At 55.5% G+C, this 23,308-nt stretch carries 23 protein-coding genes; 13 read left to right on the top strand and 10 right to left on the bottom strand.

Annotated features, from left to right (window positions below):
* Positions 1–31: 31 nt before the first annotated feature.
* The 8 genes from F3I15_RS07580 to F3I15_RS07545 all read left to right on the top strand — a co-directional run bounded on the left by F3I15_RS07580 (position 32) and on the right by F3I15_RS07545 (position 5,690).
* Positions 32–595, top strand: coding sequence for a lipoprotein (locus tag F3I15_RS07580; protein WP_108569235.1), 564 nt, complete (start codon positions 32–34; stop codon positions 593–595).
* 147 nt (positions 596–742) lie between these two features.
* On the top strand, positions 743–1,789 hold the full coding sequence (pyrC, locus tag F3I15_RS07575; protein WP_150017317.1) for a dihydroorotase: 1,047 nt from the start codon (positions 743–745) through the stop codon (positions 1,787–1,789).
* 68 nt (positions 1,790–1,857) lie between these two features.
* On the top strand, positions 1,858–2,103 hold the full coding sequence (dinI, locus tag F3I15_RS07570; RefSeq protein WP_039383767.1) for a DNA damage-inducible protein I: 246 nt from the start codon (positions 1,858–1,860) through the stop codon (positions 2,101–2,103).
* A gap of 142 nt (positions 2,104–2,245) precedes the next feature.
* Positions 2,246–2,515: a hypothetical protein gene (locus tag F3I15_RS07565; RefSeq protein ID WP_039383765.1), complete on the top strand. Its 270-nt coding sequence runs from the start codon at positions 2,246–2,248 to the stop codon at positions 2,513–2,515.
* Positions 2,516–2,798: 283 nt separating this feature from the next.
* A complete protein-coding gene (gene bssS, locus F3I15_RS07560) occupies positions 2,799–3,053 on the top strand; it encodes a biofilm formation regulator BssS (protein ID WP_150017316.1) in 255 nt (84 codons plus the stop codon).
* A gap of 107 nt (positions 3,054–3,160) precedes the next feature.
* Positions 3,161–4,276, top strand: coding sequence for an N-methyl-L-tryptophan oxidase (solA, locus tag F3I15_RS07555; protein ID WP_150017315.1), 1,116 nt, complete (start codon positions 3,161–3,163; stop codon positions 4,274–4,276).
* Between the two features lie 266 nt (positions 4,277–4,542).
* Positions 4,543–5,118 carry a cytochrome b gene (locus F3I15_RS07550; protein WP_150017314.1) on the top strand — a complete coding sequence of 192 codons (576 nt, stop codon included), beginning with the start codon at positions 4,543–4,545 and terminating at the stop codon, positions 5,116–5,118.
* Entirely contained in the window at positions 5,115–5,690 is a 576-nt protein-coding gene (locus tag F3I15_RS07545) for a YceI family protein (RefSeq protein WP_150017313.1), read from the top strand. The genes F3I15_RS07550 and F3I15_RS07545 overlap by 4 nt, the downstream gene beginning before the upstream one ends.
* A 43-nt stretch (positions 5,691–5,733) precedes the next feature.
* On the opposite strand, the gene F3I15_RS07540 is transcribed toward F3I15_RS07545, so the two are convergent.
* On the bottom strand, positions 5,734–6,789 hold the full coding sequence (locus tag F3I15_RS07540; protein ID WP_150017312.1) for a rhodanese-related sulfurtransferase: 1,056 nt from the start codon (positions 6,787–6,789) through the stop codon (positions 5,734–5,736).
* A 260-nt stretch (positions 6,790–7,049) separates the two neighbouring features.
* Here F3I15_RS07540 and F3I15_RS07535 point away from each other — a divergent pair, with 260 nt between their 5' ends.
* The 3 genes from F3I15_RS07535 (at position 7,050) to F3I15_RS07525 (ending at position 9,247) form a co-directional block, all read left to right on the top strand.
* Positions 7,050–7,973, top strand: a complete 924-nt coding sequence (locus F3I15_RS07535) for a Kdo(2)-lipid IV(A) acyltransferase (protein WP_150017311.1) — start codon at positions 7,050–7,052, stop codon at positions 7,971–7,973.
* Between the two features lie 501 nt (positions 7,974–8,474).
* On the top strand, positions 8,475–8,741 hold the full coding sequence (locus F3I15_RS07530) for a hypothetical protein (protein ID WP_065649626.1): 267 nt from the start codon (positions 8,475–8,477) through the stop codon (positions 8,739–8,741).
* Between the two features lie 107 nt (positions 8,742–8,848).
* Positions 8,849–9,247 carry a MysB family protein gene (locus F3I15_RS07525; RefSeq protein WP_150017310.1) on the top strand — a complete coding sequence of 133 codons (399 nt, stop codon included), beginning with the start codon at positions 8,849–8,851 and terminating at the stop codon, positions 9,245–9,247.
* Positions 9,248–9,249: 2 nt separating this feature from the next.
* Here the strand turns inward: F3I15_RS07525 and F3I15_RS07520 are convergent, their stop codons facing one another.
* The 3 genes from F3I15_RS07520 to F3I15_RS07510 form a co-directional block, all read right to left on the bottom strand.
* Positions 9,250–9,486, bottom strand: coding sequence for a YceK/YidQ family lipoprotein (locus F3I15_RS07520; RefSeq protein ID WP_039383751.1), 237 nt, complete (start codon positions 9,484–9,486; stop codon positions 9,250–9,252).
* Between the two features lie 106 nt (positions 9,487–9,592).
* Positions 9,593–12,145: a glucans biosynthesis glucosyltransferase MdoH gene (mdoH, locus tag F3I15_RS07515; RefSeq protein ID WP_150017309.1), complete on the bottom strand. Its 2,553-nt coding sequence runs from the start codon at positions 12,143–12,145 to the stop codon at positions 9,593–9,595.
* Positions 12,138–13,673 (bottom strand): glucan biosynthesis protein G, encoded by a 1,536-nt coding sequence (locus tag F3I15_RS07510; protein ID WP_190314971.1) that lies wholly within the window; start codon positions 13,671–13,673, stop codon positions 12,138–12,140. Before F3I15_RS07510 ends, mdoH begins: the two co-directional genes overlap by 8 nt.
* Before the next feature lie 277 nt (positions 13,674–13,950).
* On the opposite strand from F3I15_RS07510, the gene mdoC reads away from it, so the two are divergent.
* Positions 13,951–15,081: a glucans biosynthesis protein MdoC gene (gene mdoC, locus F3I15_RS07505; protein ID WP_150017307.1), complete on the top strand. Its 1,131-nt coding sequence runs from the start codon at positions 13,951–13,953 to the stop codon at positions 15,079–15,081.
* A gap of 31 nt (positions 15,082–15,112) precedes the next feature.
* On the opposite strand, the gene F3I15_RS07500 is transcribed toward mdoC, so the two are convergent.
* Positions 15,113–16,573, bottom strand: coding sequence for a phosphatidylserine/phosphatidylglycerophosphate/cardiolipin synthase family protein (locus F3I15_RS07500; RefSeq protein ID WP_150017306.1), 1,461 nt, complete (start codon positions 16,571–16,573; stop codon positions 15,113–15,115).
* Positions 16,574–16,721: 148 nt separating this feature from the next.
* On the opposite strand from F3I15_RS07500, the gene F3I15_RS07495 reads away from it, so the two are divergent.
* A complete protein-coding gene (locus F3I15_RS07495; protein ID WP_150017305.1) occupies positions 16,722–17,864 on the top strand; it encodes a beta-glucosidase in 1,143 nt (380 codons plus the stop codon).
* Here the strand turns inward: F3I15_RS07495 and F3I15_RS18200 are convergent.
* The 5 genes from F3I15_RS18200 to F3I15_RS07475 form a co-directional block, all read right to left on the bottom strand.
* Positions 17,852–18,025 (bottom strand): hypothetical protein, encoded by a 174-nt coding sequence (locus F3I15_RS18200; protein WP_190314961.1) that lies wholly within the window; start codon positions 18,023–18,025, stop codon positions 17,852–17,854. The genes F3I15_RS07495 and F3I15_RS18200 overlap by 13 nt on opposite strands.
* Before the next feature lie 326 nt (positions 18,026–18,351).
* A complete protein-coding gene (locus tag F3I15_RS07490) occupies positions 18,352–19,725 on the bottom strand; it encodes an efflux transporter outer membrane subunit (protein ID WP_150017304.1) in 1,374 nt (457 codons plus the stop codon).
* Positions 19,722–20,813, bottom strand: a complete 1,092-nt coding sequence (locus F3I15_RS07485; protein WP_150017303.1) for an HlyD family secretion protein — start codon at positions 20,811–20,813, stop codon at positions 19,722–19,724. The genes F3I15_RS07490 and F3I15_RS07485 overlap by 4 nt, the downstream gene beginning before the upstream one ends.
* Before the next feature lie 11 nt (positions 20,814–20,824).
* The gene (locus F3I15_RS07480; protein WP_150017302.1) at positions 20,825–22,495 is read right to left on the bottom strand and encodes an MFS transporter; all 1,671 of its coding nucleotides are present in this window, start codon (positions 22,493–22,495) and stop codon (positions 20,825–20,827) included.
* A 2-nt stretch (positions 22,496–22,497) separates the two neighbouring features.
* Positions 22,498–22,929: a MarR family winged helix-turn-helix transcriptional regulator gene (locus F3I15_RS07475; RefSeq protein ID WP_150017301.1), complete on the bottom strand. Its 432-nt coding sequence runs from the start codon at positions 22,927–22,929 to the stop codon at positions 22,498–22,500.
* Positions 22,930–23,308 lie beyond the last annotated feature (379 nt).

Here is a 23,308-nt window from a genome sequence, read left to right as displayed (position 1 = left end):
GCGCTGTTTGCCACACCGGAACGAGGATGCAATGAAAAAGAAATTTTATGGGATCGCGGCGCTGTTCGGCATGCTGCTGCTCAGCGGCTGCAATCAGCTGACGCAATACACCATCACGGAACAGGAAGTGAATCAGGCGCTGCAAAAGCGCAACAATTTTGAAAAAGAGATCGGCGTATCCGGCCTTATTAATGCGCATATCGTGCTCAGCGATCTCAGCAGCGAAATCGGACGTGAAGAACCTGACCGCGTCACCCTCTCCGGTAAAGCGAAAATTGATGTCACCTCACTGTTTGGCCCGCAGCAGGCTGAAATGCTGCTGAAAATGAAGGCGCAGCCGGTTTATAACGCGCAGGAAGGCGCCATCTACCTGCACAACCTGTCGATTGTTGATGCGCAGGTGGAGCCAGAAAAAATGGCGTCGATTGTGAAAACGCTGACCCCCTATCTCAATCAGTCCCTGCAGCACTATTTCAATGAACGGCCAGCCTATCTGCTGAGCGCTGACCGCAGTAAAGGCGAAGCGCTGGCGAAAAAACTGGCAAAAGGACTGGAAGTCAAACCGGGTCAGCTGGTGATCCCTTTCACCGACTGACACCGTCCCGTGCGGCCAGCGTTTTTCTGGCCGCACGGGTCATCACTTTCCGGTGATAAAAAGCCGTGCAAACGGTTGCCTGCCCGCTTAAGATATCGCCCCGGCCTGAATGCGCCATTCTGTTTTCACTTAAGCCGGAGCCTGACCATGACTTCTCAACCTCAGCACATCACCATTCGCCGCCCTGATGACTGGCATATCCACCTGCGCGACGGCGTGATGCTTGAAAGCGTACTGCCCTATACCAGCGCCGTGAATGGCCGGGCGATTGTCATGCCAAATCTGGTGCCGCCGGTCACCAGCGTGGCAGCGGCCCGCGAGTATCGCGCGCGCATTCTTGCCGCCCTGCCCGCTGCGCACAGCTTTACACCGTTGATGACCTGCTATCTGACCGATTCACTTGAACCCGATGAGATTGAAGCGGGATTTCGTACGGGCCTATTCACTGCTGCCAAGCTCTATCCGGCGCACGCTACCACTAATTCAAGTCACGGCGTAACGAACACGGCGTCGATTGCTGCGGTGCTGGATCGCATGCAGCAAATTGGTATGCCGATGCTGGTGCACGGTGAAGTCACTGATGCCCACATCGATATTTTTGATCGCGAAGCGCGCTTTATTGAGACCGTACTGCATCCGCTGCGCCAGCAGTTTCCCGGCCTGAAAGTGGTCATGGAGCACATCACCACAAAAGAGGCAGCTGACTATGTGGCTGACGGCAACGCACTGCTGGGTGCAACCATTACGCCGCAGCATTTGATGTTTAACCGTAACCATATGCTGGTGGGCGGGATCCGTCCTCATCTTTATTGCCTGCCTGTTCTGAAGCGCAACACACATCAGCAGGCGCTGCGTCAGCTGGTGGCCAGCGGCCATCCACGCGTTTTTCTTGGTACCGATACTGCGCCCCACCTGCGGCATGCCAAAGAAGCAGGCTGCGGCTGTGCGGGCGTCTTCAACGCCCCGACCTCTCTGCCTGCCTACCTTACCGTGTTTGAAGAGCTTAACGCCCTGCAGCACTTTGAAGCGTTCTGCTCAGAAAACGGCCCGAATTTTTACGGCCTGCCGCTTAACGAAGGAACGCTGACGCTGGTCCGTGAACCCTGGCAGGTGGCTGAAAGCGTCACCGCAGGCGACGATACGCTGGTGCCATTTCTTGCCGGCGAGACGCTGAACTGGCGCATCAAAGAATAAGCGATAACTGCTTGCCTTCGGCATTAAGATACTGTACAAATAACCAGTATATTAAACCGGAGGCGTCTATGCGTATTGATATTACCGTAGCGAAAAATCGCCCGCTGCCCGCAGGTGCACTCGATGCGCTTAGCGCGGAGCTTTCCCGTCGTATTGCGCACGATTTTCCTGAAGGCGAGCACCACGTCAATGTGCGCTATGCCACCGGCAATCAGCTCAGCGTGACCGGCGGCTGTAAAACTTCACGCGATCGTATTACCGATCTCCTGCAGGAAACCTGGGAAAGTGCCGACGACTGGTTTACTCACGATTAACCGCCAATGTGCCGTTTTTGCCGGGTTTCGCCCCGGCTTTTTTTGTTTCATTTCCCCTCGCCAGAAAAACAGCCGCCATCTAGACTCAGGTTTATCGATCCCCTATTCTTGCCTCGCCATGCTTACAGGAGGTGTTTGACAGATGATCACAGATAAACCCGAAGAGGCGATGACCTTTGGTGAACTGCTGGCGCTCATTGCCGAGCAGCAGCGCCGTTTAACCGTCCTGGAAACTGCCTTTACCAGCCTGACGCTTTCACTCGATGCGCCCGCAGTCCAGCTGCTTGCTCATAACCTGACGCAGGAAGCGCAGAACCAGCAGCACGATGCATCGCTGCAACAGCAATTTTTCCGTCTGGCGGAGACGCTCCGGCAGCGCACAGATCCGCTCTCTGCTGAAGCGCAGCCCTGATATTCCACGACTGAGTCCGGCATGTTACGCTGAAGTTTCTGTCGCTTTCGCCGATAAAACAGATGATGTTGTCGGGCCGGTTACGCATGTAGCGGGAAATCAACCCGTCATCCGCCGGCGCTTTTACAGCATTTTCTGGCGCATTTCGCACTTATATAGCCGCATTTCATTACTGTTTGCCTGTCTGACCGCTATTTCATGTTATAATTAGCTCGCTAGTGCATGTAGCAGCCGCATTGAACCTCAAGAAGCACTTCGTTTAACGAGTAATAAGGAGGTTATAATGGACAGTAATAAAGACGTCATTCAGACTCATCCCCTGATTGGATGGGACATCAGCACCGTTGACAGCTATGACGCCATGATGATACGCCTGCACTCGCTCTCCTCGCAGGATCAAAGAGAAGAAGAAGCTGACGTCGGTTTGACCTACTGGTTAACCACTGATGTTGCCAGACAGTTTATCTCTATACTGGAAGCTGGCATTGCTAAAATAGAATCTACTGAGCAAAACCTGCGCGATAGTCGCAAGCACTGATCGTTCCTGTTGCGCGAAAAAGGCACCCATCGGGTGCCTTTTTCATATCGCTCCCGCTTTTGATATGCTGTTGAAAAATTTCGCCGTTTTGCAGGAGTGTTCGTGTCATGGTTTACGATCTGATTATCGTGGGCAGTGGGTCAGTCGGGGCCGCTGCGGGTTTCTACGCTACGCAGGCTGGCTTATCGGTGCTAATGATCGACAGCGCGCATCCCCCGCATCAGCAGGGAACACATCACGGCGAGACCCGCCTGATTCGCCACGCCTATGGTGAAGGAGAGCGTTATGTGCCGCTGGTGCTGCGCGCCCAGTCACTGTGGGATGCGCTGGAACAGCAGAGCGGCGAGCGTATCATGCATCGCAGCGGCATTCTCAACCTGGCACCCGCTCATTCGCCATTCATTAAGAATGTTATTCACAGTGCGAAAACCTGGCAGCTGGATGTCCAGCTACTGCAGGCGGATGAGGTGCGACAACGCTGGCCGCAGTTTACCGTGCCGGATGGCTACATCGGCGTTTTTGAGCCGAAGTCGGGCTATCTGAAATGTGAAGAGGCGGTGCGCAGCTGGATAAAGCTGGCTGAACAGGCTGGCTGTGCACAGCTATTTAATTGCCCGGTCAGCGATATCAGCCGCGACGGCGAGCTGCAGCAGGTCACCACGCTGGATGGGATCTATCGCGCGCGTAAGCTGCTGGTCAGCGCCGGAACCTGGGTCAGTGAACTGATAGCCGATCTGCCGGTTACGCCAGTGCGTAAAGTATTTGCCTGGTATCAGGCCGACGGCCGCTACAGTGAAAACAATCACTTTCCCGGCTTTACCGTAGAGACACCAGACGGCAGTCACTTTTACGGCTTCCCGGCGGATAATAACGCCCTTAAAGTGGGCCGGCACGATGGGGGTCAGGTCATGCAGACACCGCAGGATCGCAAACCTTTTGGTGCTGTGGCCTCAGATGGCAGCGAAGCGTTTCGCTTTTTGCGGCAGTTCCTGCCCGGCGTTGGCGTCTGTTTACACGGCGAGGCGTGCAGTTATGACAATACCCCTGATGAAGATTTTATTATCGATACCCTGCCGGATGAACCCAACCGCTTAATCATTACCGGACTCAGCGGCCACGGCTTTAAATTTGCCAGCGTTCTGGGCGAGCTTGCCAGCGAATTTGCTCAGGATAAACCCTTCAGTTTCGATCTTACGCCCTTTTCTTTACGGCGCTTTTCCTGACACTCAGGCTGGCAGCACCGCGGCTGCCAGCCCTCCCATTTACATTTGTTTACGCCCGACACTCAATAATGACTCATCCAGTGTAGTAATTATATTTGTTAACTGAAAAACACCTGCATTCAGTCAATATTACTGAAGCAGTAGCGCATTGCTATTTTAAAATTTTGAAAACGATCCGCTTTTTTATAGAAAAGTAAGGCTCATTGCTTTTAGTTAACGAATTAAGGATGCTTGCAGCACTTATTTCATGGACAGGAATAAAGGCTATGTGGCGCAACACTGCAGATCGATTCGGCCTGCTCTCAATTATTATCCACTGGAGCATGGCGGTTGCCCTCTATGCGATGTTTGCCCTCGGATTATGGATGACAGGCCTGGGCTATTATGACAGCTGGTATCATACTGCACCGGATATTCATAAAAGCGTCGGAACAATACTGTTTATTCTGCTGCTGCTGCGGCTGCTCTGGCGCTGGCACTCCCCTGTACCCGCCCCGCTCGCCAGCTATTCTGCCACAGTGCGCCGTACCGCCCGGGGTGTGCATGCCCTGCTTTATCTGCTTTTCCTTTTGCTGCTGGTTAGCGGCTATCTGATTTCTACCGCTGACGATAAACCGGTCTCTGTATTTGGCTGGTTTAACCTGCCGGTAGTCGTTGCTGGCGGGCCGCAGCAGGCAGACCTGGCAGGCACGCTGCATTTATGGCTGGCCTGGAGCCTGGTTCTGCTTTCTGCGCTGCATGCGCTGGGAGCAGTTAAACATCATATTATCGATCGGGACGCGACGCTCAGGCGCATGCTCGGTTTACGCTCACGTTCACTCTCTCAAAAGGATGTATCATGATCAGAAAAACGCTTCTGGCCGTTAGTGCCGCCGCGCTGTTTGCCACCAGCCTTCACGCCAGCGCCGCAGAGTATAAAATCGATAAAGAGGGACAGCACGCATTTGTACAGTTTCGTATTCAGCACCTTGGCTATAGCTGGTTATATGGCACATTCAAAGATTTTGACGGCGGATTCACCTTTGACGACGCTAATCCGGCAGCCGATAAAGTGAATGTCACCATCAATACCGGAAGTCTGGATACCAATCATGCTGAGCGCGACAAACATCTGCGCAGCGCAGATTTTCTTAATACCAGCAAATATCCTCAGGCTACGTTCACCTCAACAGAGATTAAAAAAGAGGGAGAGCGTTATAAAGTCACCGGCAATCTGACGCTAAACGGCGTAACAAAACCGATTACGCTGGATGCACGCCTGATGGGTGAAGGTAAAGATCCGTGGGGCGGTTACCGGGCCGGGTTTGAAGCCAGCGGCGAGGTCGTTCTGAAAGAGTTTAATATCAGCAAGGATCTGGGCCCTGCTTCACAGAAGGCTGAGCTGATTATCTCTGTAGAGGGAGTACGTCAGTAAGCGGCAAGCCGCCTGAGATAACGTTCTCAGGCGGCATTCGTCATTATGACTTATCGGGCGCGGGAATGGTCATTGTCATATTCAGCAGACCACGCGATTTGTTAAATACCTTATTACCGTTTTCGCGTCCGGCACGACGTGCGCGCTGCTCTTCAGGCGACAGCTTTGCCTCTTCCATGCAGATTGGGCTACAGCAGTTCTGATATTTTTCAGCGCAGGCGGGACACTGAATAAACAGCAGATGGCAACCGTCGTTAACACAGTTAGTATGGCTGTCGCACGGCGTACCGCACTGATGGCAGCTGGAGAGAATATCATCGGAAATACGCTCGCCCATACGCTCATCAAAGACAAAATTTTTGCCTTTGAAACGCACCGGTAATCCCTGCTCGCGCGCGCGGCGCGTATATTCAATAATGCCGCCTTCAATGTGATAGACATCATCAAAGCCGTTATGCTTCATCCAGGCGCTCGCTTTTTCACAGCGAATACCGCCGGTGCAGTACATCACAATTTTTTTATCTTTCTTATCCTGCAGCATATCCACAGCCATCGGCAGCTGATCGCGGAAGGTATCTGCCGGCACTTCCAGCGCATTATCAAAGTGGCCCACTTCAAACTCATAGTGGTTACGCATATCGACAAATACGGCGTCAGGATCGTCCAGCATCGCATTAACGTCTGCTGCCTTCAGGTAGCTGCCCACATCGCTGGCGTCAAAACTGCCATCGTCGATGCCATCGGCAACAATACGATCGCGCACTTTCAGGCGCAGCACCCAGAATGATTTACCGTCATCATCCAGCGCAATATTCATGCGCAGATTATCCAGCGCCGGATCAAAAGCGTACAGCATCGCTTTCATCGCTTCATATTTCCCGGCCGGCACGCTGATCTGCGCGTTGATCCCTTCCCGGGCCACATAGACACGGCCAAATACGCTAAGCTGTGTCAGCGCAATATAGAGGCGATCGCGGAACGCTTTGGGATCGGCAATCTGGAAATATTTATAAAAAGAGACTGTCGTACGCGGCTCTGTTTCCGCCAGCATGCGATCTTTCAGCTCTTTATTGGAAACGAGGTTATGTAACACTGGCATGGTGAACACCTGTTAGCAATGAGAGAATTTCAGGGCGCACATGATACCTGAATTCACAGCTGTGCCTAGCCCCCGGACCGAATTGGCAGTCATACGCGCATGACGGTTTTCTGCGCTGTCCGTCTGTTAATCCGGCAAACACCAGCCTGACGGGCGTTGTGAACGCGGTGTGATTACAGTTAACGACAAAAAATGGCATAATTGCTTTAAATAACAGAAACCGGACTCTCTGGTACAGAACGCAGGATACTGATTCTTCCATGACCCAACTTCCGCAATTTACCCGTGAACTGCTTCATCCGCGCTACTGGCTCACCTGGCTGGGCATTGGATTTTTATACGTGCTGGTCTTACTTCCCTACCCGCTTCTGTATGCGTTTGGCTGCGGTCTGGGGCGTATTGCTATGCGTTTTATGAAACGCCGCACAGAGGTTGCGCGACGCAATCTGGAGCTCTGCTTTCCTGATATGCCCGTCAGCGACCGCGAGGCAATGGTTAAACATAACTTTGAATCAGTCGGAATGGGGCTGATTGAAACCGGTATGGCCTGGTTCTGGCCCGACTGGCGTATCCGTAAGTGGGTTAAGCCGGAAGGACTGGAGAATGTGACTCAGGCGCTGGCAGAAAAGCGCGGAATTCTGCTGATCGGTATGCATTTTCTGACGCTTGAGCTGGGCGCTCGCGTGTTCGGCATGTACAACCCGGGAATTGGTGTTTATCGCCCGAACGATAACAAACTGCTCGACTGGCTACAGACCTGGGGCCGGATGCGCTCAAATAAAAGTATGCTGGATCGCAAAGATCTCAAAGGCATGATTCGGGCACTGAAGAGTAATGACATCATCTGGTATGCGCCGGATCACGACTACGGCCCGCGCAGCAGCGTGTTTGCTCCTTTCTTTGCCGTTAAGGAAGCAGCCACCACGACCGGAACCCATATGCTGATCCGTCTGGCTAATCCCAGCGTGGTGCCTTTTCTGGCACGTCGTCTGCCGGACGGACGCGGTTACGAGCTGAAACTGATGCCGGATATTCGCCATCAGTTCTCACTGGAGAGTGAGCTTGATACGGCAACGGTGATGAACCGCGTTGTTGAAGAGACGGTGCTGCTCGCGCCTGAGCAATATATGTGGCTGCATCGTCGCTTTAAAACCCGTCCGGAAGGTCAGCCGTCGCGCTACTGATGCGGCGCGGCGTTCAGGCTATCAGTACAGAGACCGATAGCCTGAACCGCACCTGATATGTCCATCAGATCCAGCGTTATCTCTGGTTTTATCTGAAAAACATTAGCTCCGTTAACAATATTTGCCGCCGGATTTGCCTGCCGCAGCGCTTTACAGCAGGCAATCAGCCATCTGACATCGCCTTGCTGAACCAGACTTATCAATTAAAAGAGTGCAATCTGGCACTGATCATCTATAATTCCAGGCCTAATCCTATTTATTTTTTTCAAAATCGTTTGGCTTACTTATCAATGCAGAAAAATTGACTTATTTTACAATGCGTTGTCGATAAAACAGGCTGCTTATTCCATATTGTCATTTAAAAAATTTTTTTAATTACTTTATTGCGCTGGTTCACTCTGCTGATTCCGGTTAATTTCAGTTGCAACAGTTAACCAATTAACTGTTCTCAGAAAAATAAAAAAGATTACACACAGCAAATCTCATGCAGGACAAAATAATATGAACAAAGGTCATTATTATTACGTTACGATCGGTACCGATCAGGAAGGCTATCATCTGCTGCATCGTAAAGAGTGCAAACGGATGCCGCTTAAAGAAGATATGGTGTTTATTGGCACTCTCTACAACCTGAATCAGGCGCTGGCCACCGCGCGTATTAACTTCAAAAAAGTGAAACCGTGTATCAAATGCTGTATTCGCTACTCTGCACCGGTGATGCGCGAAACCGTCCGTCCGGTTCTGCACTTTCCGCAAAAAATGCTCTGATGCGTACGGGCGGGTAGTATTTTCACTACCTGCCCGTGCTGCCTGCGTTCTGCAAATTTTCGTCTATCCTTCTGTAAAATCCCCTTTTTACAGTCAAGGAGTCATCGATGGATCTGTTCAGCACCTTAGAAGAAGCAATCGAAGCCGCACGTGAAGAGTTTATGACCAGCCAGCAGGGCGTATCCGAAGAGGAGGCCAGCGTCAGTCAGTTTGGTCTGCAAAAATATGTCATGCAGGATGGCGACATTATGTGGCAGGCGGAGTTCTTTGCCAGTGAAGATGAACAGGGTGAATGCCTGCCGCTGCTTAGCGGTGAGGCGGCGCAGGCGGTATTTGACGGCGATTTCGACGAAATTGAGATGCGTCAGGAGTGGCAGTCTGAAAATACCCTGCACGAATGGGATGATGGCGAATTTCAGCTGGCACCACAGCGCGATCTTGAAGAGGGTGAAGTGGCCGCTGAAGAGTGGGAAGATGACAACACGGATTCAGATAATCTGGCGTAATCTTACTCATAAGGTCCATGCTGCGCGTCAACCGGCAGCAGCAGCGTGTCCACTATCAGCGACAGCGGCAGATCGAGGATGGTGACGATGCGCCACGGGCCGTCGCGGACATCCCACTGCACGCCGGGATAATAGTGGTTGCCGTGCCCCTGTCCGGGCACGGTACGGCTGATGATGCTGCCGCACCCGCTCAGCATTAATACACTGCCTGCCAGTATGACGGCCAGAACGCTTTTCACATCGCTTATCCTCACTGATTGACCTGCTACTATACCTGCCCTGTTTGGCTTTAGCACCGGCAATAAAAAAGCGGCATCGCTGCCGCTTTTACTATTTGACTGCTGCTCAGGCACGCGGTGGCAGTGCCTGCGGATTAAGCGTCAGCTTCTGATAACTCTCCAGCCACTGATGATACTTATCCGCATTCTCCCACAGGCGGGTATGCACGCGCGCCAGAACCACAGGATCGCTGATCAGCTGCAGGCGCTGTTCACGGTTCAGTTTTTCCGGTGCATCACTCAGCGCCTGATCCACATGCCGGTCGCGGGCGTGATCCAGCAGCGTGCTCTGTTTATGACGCGACGTAGCCAGCGCGGTCGCCAGCGCGTTAAACGCCGGGTTAAACAGCGCATGCATAAAGCCATGCTTCAGCGCCCGCTCTCGGTTGATCTGCAGATAGTGATCCGTATCCACCAGCTCTTTTGGCGGCTCATACTCTTCCGGGATCAGGAACAGTTTCGCCCGTCGGCTTTTCAGACCCACGGTCGCACGGCTCGACATCACCGATACAAACGGCGACAGGATCAGCGAGAAGACAATAGGTGCCAGCCACCACAGGAAGTTGAGATCCAGTACGCCCATGCCCACAGCCCAGACGATGCCAAGCAGCATCTGCGAACCGTGACGACGGAACGCTTCGCTCCACGGAGTGGCATCATCATCACGCTGCGGTGAATTCCACACCACCTCCCAGCCGAGGAAGGCGCTGACCACAAACACGGTGTGGAACAGCATGCGCACCGGCGCCAGCAGCACCGAGAACAGCATCTCCAGCATCAGCGAGATGAACAGACGCAGCGCGCCACCATAAGCTTTAGCCCCTTTACACCAAATCAGCACCACGCTCAGCAGCTTCGGCAGGAACAGCAGCACCAGCGTGGTGGAAAAGAGCGCAATAGCCAGATCGGGACGCCACTGCGGCCAGACCGGGAAGAGCTGACGCGGCTGCAGGAAGTAGGTCGGCTCCATCAGGGTATGGACCACCTGCAACGCCGTGGAAAGCGCAAGGAACATAAACCAGAGCGGCGCAGAGAGGTAGGACATAACGCCGGTCAGGAAGACGGCACGGTGCACCGGATGCATCCCTTTTACCAGGAACAGGCGGAAGTTCATCAGGTTACCGTGGCACCAGCGACGGTCGCGCTTCAGCTCATCCAGCAGGTTAGGCGGCAGCTCTTCATAAGAACCTGGCAGATCGTAAGCGATCCAGACTCCCCAGCCGGCGCGGCGCATCAGCGCGGCTTCAACAAAGTCGTGCGACAGAATTGAACCGGCAAATGAGCCTTCACCCGGCAGCGGCGCCAGCGCACAGTGCTCAATAAAGGGCTGTACGCGAATAATGGCGTTGTGTCCCCAGTAGTGCGACTCGCCCAGCTGCCAGAAGTGCAGCCCTGCGGTAAACAGCGGCCCGTAAACGCGGGTGGCAAACTGCTGGCAGCGCGCATAGAGCGTATCCATACCGGAGGCTTTTGGCGAAGACTGGATAATCCCGGCATTCGGGTTCGCTTCCATCATGCGTACCAGACCGGTCAGACACTCACCGCTCATCACGCTGTCAGCGTCCAGCACCACCATGTAGCTGTAGTTGCTGCCCCAGCGACGACAGAAGTCATCGATGTTACCGCTTTTACGCTTCACGCGGCGGCGGCGGCGGCGATAAAAAATCTTGCCCGCTCCGCCCACGTCGCGTACCAGCTCCATCCACGCTTTTTGCTCGGCAATCGCAATATCCGCATCGTAGCTGTCGCTGAGAATGTAGACATCAAAATGCTCACCATTCCCGGTACGCTTTACCGATTCCCAGGTCGCGCGCAGTCCGGCAAAAACACGCTCTACATCTTCGTTACAGATGGGCATGATCAGCGCGGTGCGATGCTCCGGATTCAGCGGCTCATCACCTGTGGTTGAGTAAGAGATACTGTATTTATCGCGTCCAATCAGCAGCTGCAGGAAACCCATCAGCGCCGTCCAGAAGCCCGCCGATACCCAGCAGAACAGAATGGCGAACAGGAACAGAATGCCGGTCTGCAGAATATAAGGCAGGATCAGCTTTACCGACTCGATCCAGTTCTGCTGAAACAGCCCGACAGGATCGAGCAGCGTCCAGCCCTGATACGGCAGAATGGTTTTCATATACCAGGTCGCTACCACGGTCTGCGCGATGGTCAGAATCAGCAGCGTATAGCGGCGCATTGAACCGACATGACGCCACTTATCCTCCGCGCGCTGCTCCTCCGCCGTTGCATAACGCGGATGCACTTTTTGCCCGCGCAGCGAGTTCCACGCGCGCGCCAGCGGATTGGTACGCCAGGCTTCCGGGAACATCAGCGAGCGTTTAACCGGCGGCATCGCTTTCAACGTTGTACGATCGAGATAATCTTTACTGAACTGCTGGCCATCCGCTACCGCATCCGGCCACGTCATCGCTATGCGTGATGAGACCGATTTCAGCGGTGCATCGTCAGGCCGATCGCTGGCTGCGTTATCCTGCCCCAGCACCGTATGGATAGCGTGGAAGGCGGGCGCATTTTGCAGCGATGTGCTGAGCCGCGCGCGACCTGCCGCATCAAGCGGCAGCGCCTCCACATAAGATTGAGGTAAAAAAGTCGATTTATTCATTGGCAGGTAACTGATAGCTCCAGGTTTCCGTCAATGTCTTGTCACCGCTTACCAGCGCGGCGCGCATTTCGGTTGATTGCTTGCTGTCTTTCACGCGCAGACGCAGCACCAGACGCCAGCCTTTGGTCACCGGATTGTAGCGTACGCTCTGCTCAACCACTTCAGCGTTATCGCCAACGCTGACCTGCGGTGCTACCTGCGTATCCTCCGGCAGCATGCTCATCGCTTTACCGGTGAAGTCGAGGGTAAAGGCGACAGAACCGTCAGGCTGGCGGACCAGATTAGACTGTTTCACATCACCTGCAGAACGCAGGGTATCTTTGACCCAGGCAACATCATCCTGATGCAGCTGATTCTCATCGCGGGTGAAGTGCAGACGATAGTTGAAACCCATCTCTTTGCCCGCGTCAGGCAGTTTTTCCGGCGTCCAGAAAGCGACGATGTTGTCATTGGTCTCATCCGCAGTCGGGATCTCAACCAGCTCAACGCGCCCTTTACCCCAGTCACCCTGCGGCTCAACCCAGGCGCTTGGACGCTTATCATAGCGATCGTCGAGATCCTGATAGTGGCTGAAGTCGCGTCCGCGCTGCAGCAGACCAAAACCTTTCGGGTTTTCAATCGTAAAGGTGCTGACTGCCAGATGGCGTGGATTGTTCAGCGGACGCCAGATCCATTCACCGTTACCGGCGTGGATCGAGAGGCCGTTGGAGTCGTGCAGCTCCTGACGGAAGTTGCTGACCGGCGAAGGCTGATTAGCACCAAACAGGAACATACTGGTCAGCGGTGCCACGCCCAGTTTACCTACGTTATCACGCAGATAGACTTTAGACTGCACATCCACTACCGAGGCTTTGCCTGGTTTCAGCACAAAACGGTAGGCTCCCGCAGCGCGAGGTGAATCAAGCAGCGCGTAAATAACCAGTTGCTTCGCCTGAGGTTTCGGACGTTCGATCCAGAACTCTTTAAAGCGCGGGAACTCTTCACCAGAGGGCAGCGCGGTGTCAATTGCCAGACCGCGCGCGGAAAGACCATAGACCTGGTCTTCCCCGATTACGCGGAAGTAGCTGGCACCAAGGAAGCTGCTGATCTCATCCTGCTTGCCTTTATTATTCAGCGGATAGAGCACTTTGAACCCGGCAAAGCCGAGATTTTTTACCGCATCAGCGTCATGTTTGACGTTGCCAAAATTGAAATAGGCCGGATCGTATTTAATTTCACGAACCGAGGAGGCGGTGACTTCATTGATCTTCACCGGTGTGTCGAAGTACATCCCCTGATGGTAAAACTCGAGCTTAAACGGCGTGCGCAGCTTGCCCCAGTATGCCTTGTCGTGGTTAAACTGGATCTGCTGATAATCCGCAAATTTCATTTCGCGAAATTGAGAGGGTAAATTACTTTTTGGCGCTTCAAAACCTTTGCCTGCCAGTGCTTTAGCCTGTTTTGCCACATCATCAATGTTAAACGCCCAGCTATTATTTGCGTACAGCGCCAGCAGTACTGCTGCGCTGGTCCAGCGCATCTTCACCAGCCCGCTATTATTTTTCACTTTATTTAGCACATCCCCCCCTTTCGTGTGCTCAGATCAAACCCACTCATCTTAATGGATTATTCGGTTTTCCGACAGCTTATGTAAAACATTGTCCCGCGCAGCGCCAAGCCTCCAGGGCACTTTTCGGAATATTAAACCCGGCGGTTTAAGAAACAGAATCAACTGATAGTATAGGCTGTTAACCGGCAACAGAATGTTCTGCTGCACGATCTGGTTTCAGGGTGAAACCAGCCTGTATAGGATGAACCGGAAGCTTATGAGCGCTGTAAAACCTGAACGCGAATATTTTCTCGACTCGATTCGAGCTTACCTGATGCTGCTGGGGGTGCCGTTTCACGTCTCGCTGATCTACTCGACACAGCGCTGGTCCGTAAACAGTCAGGACCCCTCGCTGTGGCTGACCATTTTTAACGACTTCATCCATGCATTTCGCATGCAGGTGTTTTTTGTTATTTCCGGCTATTTTTCTTACATGCTTTATCTGCGCTACCAGCCGGCACGCTGGCTCAAAGTCAGGCTGGAGCGCGTGGGCATTCCGCTGCTCGCCGCTATTCCGCTGATTACGCTGCCGCAGTTCTTTCTGCTGAAATATCTCACTCACAAGCTTGATGGCTGGGATCGCTTTTCAGCATACGACAAATACAATGCTCTGGCGTGGGATCTGATCTCGCACCTCTGGTTTCTGCTGGTCCTGGTGATCCTGACGGCGCTGGGTATGCTGACATTTCGCTGGCTGCGCAACCAGCACAGCACGCGTGACTATCAGCAGACCGGCTGGGGCAGCGTAACGCTGGCACTGCTGGGCTATGCGCTACTGTGGTGCCTGCTGCGTCGCACGCTGCTGCTGCTGACGCCGGGCATCATGATGGATGGACTCTTTACCATTGCGGTCATGCAGACGCTGACGTATCTGCCGTTCTTTATGCTGGGCGCGCTGAGCTGGAAACATCCGCCGCTGAAAGCGCTGTTTGTACGGTTTAATCCGCTGATCTGCTTTGGCACCGTGCCGGTCTTTATCGCCTATTACCTGAATCAGCGCTATGGCAACGGCGACGGCTGGCTCTATGAGACCGATATGCTGCTCTCAACGCTGATGGGCGTGTGCATGCTGAACGTCTGCTATAGCGTCGGGCACCGCCTGCTGAACAGCCACTCTCCGCGTATCGTTTATCTGGTGAACGCCTCGCTGTTTATCTATCTCGTCCATCATCCGCTCACTATCCTGTATGGGATATATGTGACGCCGCACATCAGTAATAACACGCTGGGTTTCTTTGCCGGGCTGATAACGGTATTTGCCGCAGCATTTGCGCTTTATGAGATCCACCTGCGTATTCCGCTGCTGCGCTTTCTGTTTTCCGGCAAGAAGGCTGCGCAGAAAGGGTGAGGCTGCATCGGCGGCGCGTTTCAGCGCGCCGCTACAACAGCCACTCTACCGGCAGCCGCCATACCAGCCGCACCAGCAGGCGCTGCAGCAGCGTTGACTGCGGTTCATGTTTATGTACCACTTCTGCGCCCTGCTCATCCTGTTCTATCCAGTTTACCCGGCCCCACTTATCCAGCCGCAGCGTCCAGGCACGATGCTGCATGCCGCGACTGAAGCGCTCATGCGTCTGGCGCGCCAGAGTTTCACTCTCAATGACCAGCCCCATTTCGGTGTTCAGCACCGCAGAGCGGGGATCAAAATTAAATGAACCTACAAAGACTTTGCGATTATCAACGGTAAACGTTTTTGCATGCAGGCTGGAGCCGGAGTTACCCGTCAGCCCGCGATCGTGCGGAGGATCGCCGGCGTGTGCCTGAGGTTTCAGTTCATATAGCGCAATACCGTGACGCAGCAACTTTTTTCGCCAGCGCGCATATCCGGCATGCACCACGGTGACATCATTGGCAGCCAGTGAGTTGGTCAGCACGGCGATACGCACGCCGCGCCGGCGCAGTGATAATAGCTGCGCCACCCCGGCGCGGGTCGGGACAAAATAGGCTGAGATAATATCGAACTGCTGCTGTGGCGTGCCAATGACCTCCAGCATCCGCTGCGGCAGCAGGCTGCTGCGTCTGGCTTTGCCCAGCCCTTTGCGCGGATCGTCGCTCAGCAGGCGCGCCTCAGCCCAGGTCATCGCCAGCGCGCCCTGCCCCAGCTGGCTGACGAAATCGGAGTGGTTAAGGCGCGCCAGATAACGCTGCACCGCCTCGCTCTGCTGCCACTCCGGCGGCAGGCGCACCGCTTCGCCCTCATCGCTGCGCACGTCCACTACGCTGCGCAACGGCGATACCGCCTGGCTATGCCAGTAGCGCTCGAAATCGGCTGTAACCTCATCGACAACCGGCCCGATGGCCAGCACGTCGAGATCGGTAAACAGGGGCTCATTGCCGGTACCAAAATATTCATCCCCGACGTTGCGCCCCCCCACCAGCGTTGCGGCGCCATCTACCGTCAGACTTTTATTATGCATCCGGCGATTGAGGCGCGCGAAGTCAGTCAGGTAGCCCAGCGCGCGCAGCGTGCGGAATGAAAACGGGTTAAACAGTCTGACCGAAATGTTCGGATGACGTTCCAGTTCCGCCAGCGTGTTATCCAGCCCCGGCGTATTGTTGTCATCCAGCAGTAAGCGCACCCTGATACCGCGGCCGGCAGCGTCCAGCAGCGCGCTGAACAGCAGACGTCCGGACATGTCGTTATGCCAGATGTAGTACTGCACATCGATAGTGTGCCGCGCCATGCTCATCAGCAGGTAGCGTGCAGCAAACGCGTCAAGCCCGTCGTTAAGCGGGTGGATGCCGCTCAGGCCGGGATGCTGTGCGCACTGCTGCGCCACGCTTTGCCGTAATTCATCGCCCGCGGCTAACTGGCCGGGCAGCGCTGCTGCTTCGCTCATACTGGATCCCTGAATACGTAATCACGCTTATTATTGGCATTGTCGCGGTGGCAGGCAACCTGCACGCCTGGCCGGCAGAGCCGGCTGCTAATTTAGTCTAGACTTAGCCCGTGGTTCTGCATCGGCCGATTACCCTGAGGAGTGAAATATGACCGCGTTACTGCCTCATTATCAACCCCGGCTTTTTCGCAGTTTTTTTCAGGGCAGCTTTCCCTGCTCTACCGCCTGTCGCAGCGGTGGCCGCCGGCTGGATATGGTTGTCAGTAGCGGACACGATATGCTGCTGGACAAAGATTACGCCGCGCTGGTGCGGGAAGGTTTGCTCACGGCGCGCGACGGTGCGCGCTGGCATCTGATTGAAGCGACGCCTGACCACTACGACTGGCGCTCCTTTCTGCCGATGATCCATGCGGCCGCACGCCACAATATGCAGATTATCTGGGAGCTGGCGCATTTTGGTTATCCGGCGCACCTTGATATCTGGAAACCGGCGTTCGTTGAGCACTTTGCCCGCTATGCACGCGCTATGGCACAGCTGATGCGCGATGAGGGCGTAGAGCAGCCGTTTTTTACTCCGATTAATCAAATCTCATTCTGGGCCTGGGCCGGGGCGGATGTCTCATGGCTCGATCCCTACGCCAGCGAACGCGGACGCGATCTGAAGCGCCAGCTGGTACGCGCCTCGCTGGCAGCGATGCATGCGATCCGCGATGTCTATCCTGAAGCACGCTTTGTGCTGACCGATCCGCTGGTGCAGATCGCTGCAGACCCGGATAAGCCAGAGAGTGCCGGGCATGCTGCCCGGCAGCATGAGATGCAGTTTGAAGCGTGGGACTGGCTGGCCGGGCGCGCTGAACCGGGGCTCGGTGGACAGGCGGACTTTCTCGATATTCTGGGCCTGAACTACTATCCCGACAACCACTGGTTCTGGTCAGGCGATACTCTGCCATCCGATCATCCGCAGCGTCAGCCCCTGCATCAGCTGCTGCTGGCGTGCTGGCAGCGTTATCAGCGTCCGCTGCTGCTGGCGGAAACGGGAGCTGAAGGCGATGCGCGCGCGCCCTGGCTGCGGTACGTCAGTGCGGAGGCGCGGCTGGCGCTGGCTCAGGGCGTTGCGCTGGAGGGGATTTCACTCTATCCGGTGGTGGAGTATCCCGCCTGGGCGGATGACCGCCGCTCCCCCGGCGCCCTGTTCGGGCTGGGCGATCCTAACGGTAATCGTACTCTGCATGAGGGACTGGCGCTGGAGCTGCGCGGTCAGCAGATCAAATGGCAACGTCAGGAGTGCTGAGTATGGCGGGAAGCTGGCGCACAGCTTTTGACGTCCTGCAGCGTGTCGGCAGGACGGCGCACATCGGTAAGCCAGGTCATGGCAACCAGAAAGATCACGCCAATCAGGCAGGCGCAGAGCAGGCCAATGATAGCGATCAGTTTATCGTCGCGAGCGTCCATTTAGCTCTCCTTGCAGGCGTTAATACTGCGTTGCAGGCGTTAGCTCATCCACAGAGTGAGCATCAGGACAAAGATTATAAGCGTTACCGAAGTGACCGCAAGAACCACGATAGCGAAGTGCGCATCATCAAGCGGTTGACGGTGAGACTCGTCGTTATCGTCAGGTGGGGCCGGCAAACTCATGAAAACTCAATAGCGTAAGCAGAATCAGGGCAAAATTGCGCGCTGAGTGTAATGGAAAGTGATAAATATTTCACGACTATTTCTGTGCGAAACAGATACCGCGCGTGATTTTATCACTTCCCTGCTACCGCCAGGATCCCGCTTCAGGCGGCGTGCCAGCCGCCACCCAGCGCCCGATAAAGATCGATTTGCGCCTGCAACAGATTATTTTTCACCGAGACAATATTAAGCTGCGTGCTGAAGAGCGTACGCTGTGCATCAAGCTCATCAAGATACGAAGCATAGCCATTCTGATAGCGATTGCGGGCAATGCGGTACGCTTCCGCTACAAACTGCTCCTGCTTTTGCAGCTCCGCCAGCTGCTCCTGATTGCGGCGAATCGCATCCAGCGCATCCTCTGTTTCCGAGAAGGCGTTACGCACCGTTTTTTCATAGCTGTAGAGCGCCTGATTGCGCGTCGCCATCTGCAGGTCAACCTGTGCCGTCAGCGCTTCGCGGTTAAGCAGCGGTGCGAGGATACTGCCCCCCAGACTCCAGAGACGAAACGGATTATCCAGTAACGTGTGCAGCTCGCTGCTCTGCAGCGTGCCGCTGGCGGTGAGGTTGAGTGAAGGCAGCAGTCTGGCGCGTGCGGACGCCAGAGAGGCATCTGCCGCCAGTAGCTCACGCTGCGCCTGAACAATGTCGGGACGCCGGTTCAGCAGCTGCGACGGCAGCAGCGCGGGCAGAGTGTGCGGCCGGATGTTGTCAAAGCGATGGCTGCGTGCGATATCACGCGGGTTCATGCCTGCCAGGACGCTTAATGCGTTCTCCTGCTGCGCGATCTGATGCTGCAGCTGCGGAATTTGCGCGCTGGCCGTCTGGTACTCTGACTCCGCCTGCATCCACTCCAGTCGCGACGTATAGCCGGTTTCAAACTGGCGCCGGGCAAGCTGGCGGGAGTTTTCGCGCGTTGCCAGCGTCGCCTGTGTCACGCGCAGCTGTTCATCCAGCGAGGCAAGCGTAACGTAGCCCGATGCTACTGAGCTGGCAACGGTAAGCTCAGCCGCCGCTGCCGCAGCGCGCTGCGCCTCCAGCGTCGCCTCCGCCGCGCGTATGCTGTTACTGCGGCTGCCCCAGAGGTCGACCTCATAATTAGCCTGCAGTAAGCCCTGAAACACGGCGCTTTCATAGGGCTGGCCGGTTGCCGCCGAGAGCGAACGCTGGCGGCTGGCAGCCACACCGGCAGAGAGCGCCGGAAAGTTATCGCCCTGCGCCGCGCGCACCTGCGCCCGGTACTGATCGACCCGCGCCCGGGCAAGAAGAATATCGCTGTTATATTTCAGTGCCTGACTGACCAGACGATTCAGATCGCTGTCGCCAAAGGTGCGCCACCACGCGGCTTCCGGCGGCGCCTGCGGCCCGGTCCGATCGCGCCACTGTTCCGGGATTGGCAGCGAAGCAGGCGCTTTTTCAACGTGGGTCGCACAGCCGCTGAGCAGCAGCAGCGCAAGTGATAAAGGTAACAGCGGCTTCACGGCGTCTCCTTCACCGGCTCTGCGGCAGTATCGATGCTCACCTCCACTGACATACCCGGACGCAGCAGCTGCTGATCTTGAGGATCAAGAGCGATCCGTACCGGAATGCGCTGCGCAATCTTCACAAAGTTTCCGGTGGCGTTGTCGGGGGAGATCGCACTGAACTCTGAGCCAGCCGCAGGGGAGATAAACTCTACCCTGCCGCTGAAGCGCCGGCCATTAAGCGCATCGACGCTAAACGTAACCGGTAAGCCCGGGCGAATATGCGCCAGCTGCGTCTCTTTAAAATTGGCAATCACCCACTTTTTATCCGGCACCACTGAAGTGAGACGCGTACCGGCAGTAACATAGGTGCCTTTACGCACGGAGAGCTGTCCCAGCTGGCCGCTGTCAGGCGCCACAATCCGGGTATTGGCAAGGTCAATATTCGCCAGCTCCAGCGCCGCGCGTGCGTTAGCCACGTCAGCTTCCAGCGAAGCACGGTTCACTACCACCGTTTGCAGATTCTGTTGCGCCACGGCAACCTGCGCTTCGGCCTGCCGCATCTGCGCCTGCGCCTGCGCATCCGCTGCACGCGACGCGTCACGCTCGCGCACTGAAAGCGACCCATCCGATGCCAGATTTTCCACCCGTTTCAGATCGAGCCCGCTTTTCTGCCTCTGTGCCCGGGCGTTCTCCAGCGCGGCTTTATTGCTGAGAATGGTCGCTTCAGCGCTTTTTCGCTGCTGCTGATTATTTTTCAGCGCCGCCACTTTCATCTCAAGCTGCGCCTGAGCCTGATGCACGCGCTGACGATAGATACGATCGTCAATGGTCATCAGCAGCTCGCCGCGCTTCACCGGCTGCAGATCCACAACCTCAACGCCGGTCAGATAGCCACTGACCTGCGGACTGATAAAGGTGACCTGGCCGCGCACATAGGCGTTTTCCGTGGTCTGCACGCTGCTGGTAAACGGCCAGAGCTGCCAGGCATAAAGAATTACCAGCACACCCACAATCACAATTCCCGCGCCAGCGGCGATGGAAAGCGTGCGGCGGCGATGCGCACGTTCGCGCTCAGCCACCTGCAGATCATCCTGTTGACTCATCTCTTCTCCGTTTAATTCGCTGAGGGCGCTGTCTGACGCGGCTCATCCTGATGATTTTTCGCCTGACGCCACGCAAGATAACGCTGACGCGACAGTCGCCATAATACCCATAGCAGCGTGCACATCGCCAGGGCTGCCGTGAGCAGATAAGTATCATTATACGCAAGGACATTCGCCTGCAACGTGGCGACTGTCTGTAGCTGGCTGCTGCTCTGGGCGCTCAGCAGTACGCTATCGGTCAGCTGGCTGCGAAACAGCGCGCGGTACTGATCCAGCCGTTCGGTTACGTTAGGATCGAGCTGCGAGAGTTTGTCGGCCAGCAGACTGGAGTGATACTTCTCCCGCCAGGTCTGAAATGTGCCGAGAATGGCGGAACCGATCAGCCCGCCCAGATTCTGGCTCATACCAAACAGCACCACGAAGCTGACCAGATTTTTCGGCTGCGTCACCACGCTGCCAATCCCCAGCAGCATCGCTGGCGCCAGGAAAAAGGCGCTGCTGAAGCCCAGCAGAAACTGGCTGAAATAGAGGTTATGTGCGCGCGTCAGCGGATTTGACTGCGCGTCCATCAGCGAGGCCACAATCATAATTGCCAGCGAGGTCACTATTGGCCAGTTAAGCTGGCCAGGCTTAATGGTCAGCGCACTGGCGATAATGCCGCAGATGACGCCGGCGATAATGGCCAGCGCCAGGCCATGCAGCTGATCGTTAAGCAGCCCCAGCTGCTGCAAAAAGCCGATCGCCCCGGTGTTCTGCTCAGCCAGCACAATACGGATCATGATCATGGCGATACCCAGCCGGACAATCATGCCGCTACTCAGCCAGCGGGTGTTGATCAGCGGATTGGTCCGGTTATGCTCCAGCACAACGGCGGAAACAATCAGCACCAGCGCCAGCGCCAGGCAAACGCCCAGCCACGGCGTGGTAAACCACCATTCAATGCGTCCCAGTGACAAAACACCGCACAGCAGCGCCATACCCGGTGCCAGCAGCAGAAACGTGACAAAATCGAGTTTTTCAAACGCTTTAATGCGGTCTCCCGGAGGCAGCCTGACCACCAGCACGCAGCCGAGCGCAATCAGCGCCAGCCCGAGCTCGAACAGATAAAGGCCACGCCACTCCTCCAGCTGCAGCAGCTCGGTAGAAAAGAGCCGCGCCAGCGGGATCGCCAGCTGGGAAGCCGTAATACCGATCACCAGCGCTTTCAGGCGGTGTTTTGCCGGCCACGCCTGTACCTGATAGTAGATCCCCAGCGAGCTGAGCGCGGCGGCCACCATTCCGTGCGCGGTGCGCACAATAATGGCTGAACTGAGATCGTTGGCAAACAGATGAAAAAACGCCACGATGACATACAGCACCAGGAACGCTTCGGTAAACAGCCGCAGGCCAAACTGCTGGCGAAACTTTACCAGCAGCAGGTTAATCGAAATGTTTCCCATCACATAAACCGCCGGCAGCCAGGCGATCTCATTGCTGTAAGCGGCAAACGTCCCCTGCAGATTTGTCAGGTTTGCCGTGACCAGCGCGTTGCTGAGCGCGCCGGTCAGCGTAATCAGCAAGCCAATCAGACCAAACGCAACGCGCTTGCCTGGCGAATGCAGCGGCGTCGAGGGGGAGCCTGGCAGCATCGGCTTTTCATGCGGCAGCCACTCCCGCTGCGCGTAGGGATTACGTCTGGCCATGCTCAGGCGCTACCCAGACGATCGAGCAGCTGCTGCAGCACCGTCTCCGTGACAGCCAGCGCAGCGGGATCGATATCAGCCAGCAGCTGACTGCGCAGATCGTCTGCCTGAGCTTTGACCTGGGTAAACGCCTGTTCTCCCTGCGTCGTCAGCACCAGCAGACGCTTACGCCGATCTTCCGGCGTTTGCAGACGAGCCAGCAGCTGCTGCTTTACAAGCCGATCCACCAGCGGCACCACGCTCGCATCCTCCAGACCCAGCTGCTGCGCCAGCGCTTTCTGCGTCAGCGGCTGACTGGCGGCGGCGACGCTGGCAATCGCCATCCAGCTGCTCATACTCAGGTCACTCTCTTTCAGCCGGCGATCGACCGCCAGACGCCATGCGTGAGCCGTCTGATGTAAAAGCCGGGAAAAGGGCTGCGGGTAGTTCGTCAAGATTAGCCACCTAATGGTTAGATACCTAACTAAAAGAAGGCGTAATTATAATTCACGCCGCTATAAAAGGGAAAAGGTTGTATCGATTTGAGTTAAAAACCTGTACACATCAGACCACATTCTGCAGTTATCCTCGCTAACAGACTAATATGGCACAAAATGCTTAGGAAATTAGTTGTACACAAACCCTATATTTGTATAACTTTAGCGCTATGAATCGGCTGACGATTCAGTAACGAATGATGCTTTTGCGTCGCCTCTGCAGGTGTTTTTGGATTTCCACCTGCAGAGGTTATTTTTTTACCCTGCTGCTCTCTCTCTTTCGCTGGCCTGAGCCATCAATGCCCGGTAACATTCGCACGCTACACATCCTGTTCTT

The organism is Pantoea sp. M_9 (genome assembly GCF_008631385.1).
Classification (GTDB): Bacteria; Pseudomonadota; Gammaproteobacteria; order Enterobacterales; family Enterobacteriaceae; genus Pantoea; species Pantoea eucrina.
This window is presented reverse-complemented; position numbering and strand designations above follow the sequence as displayed.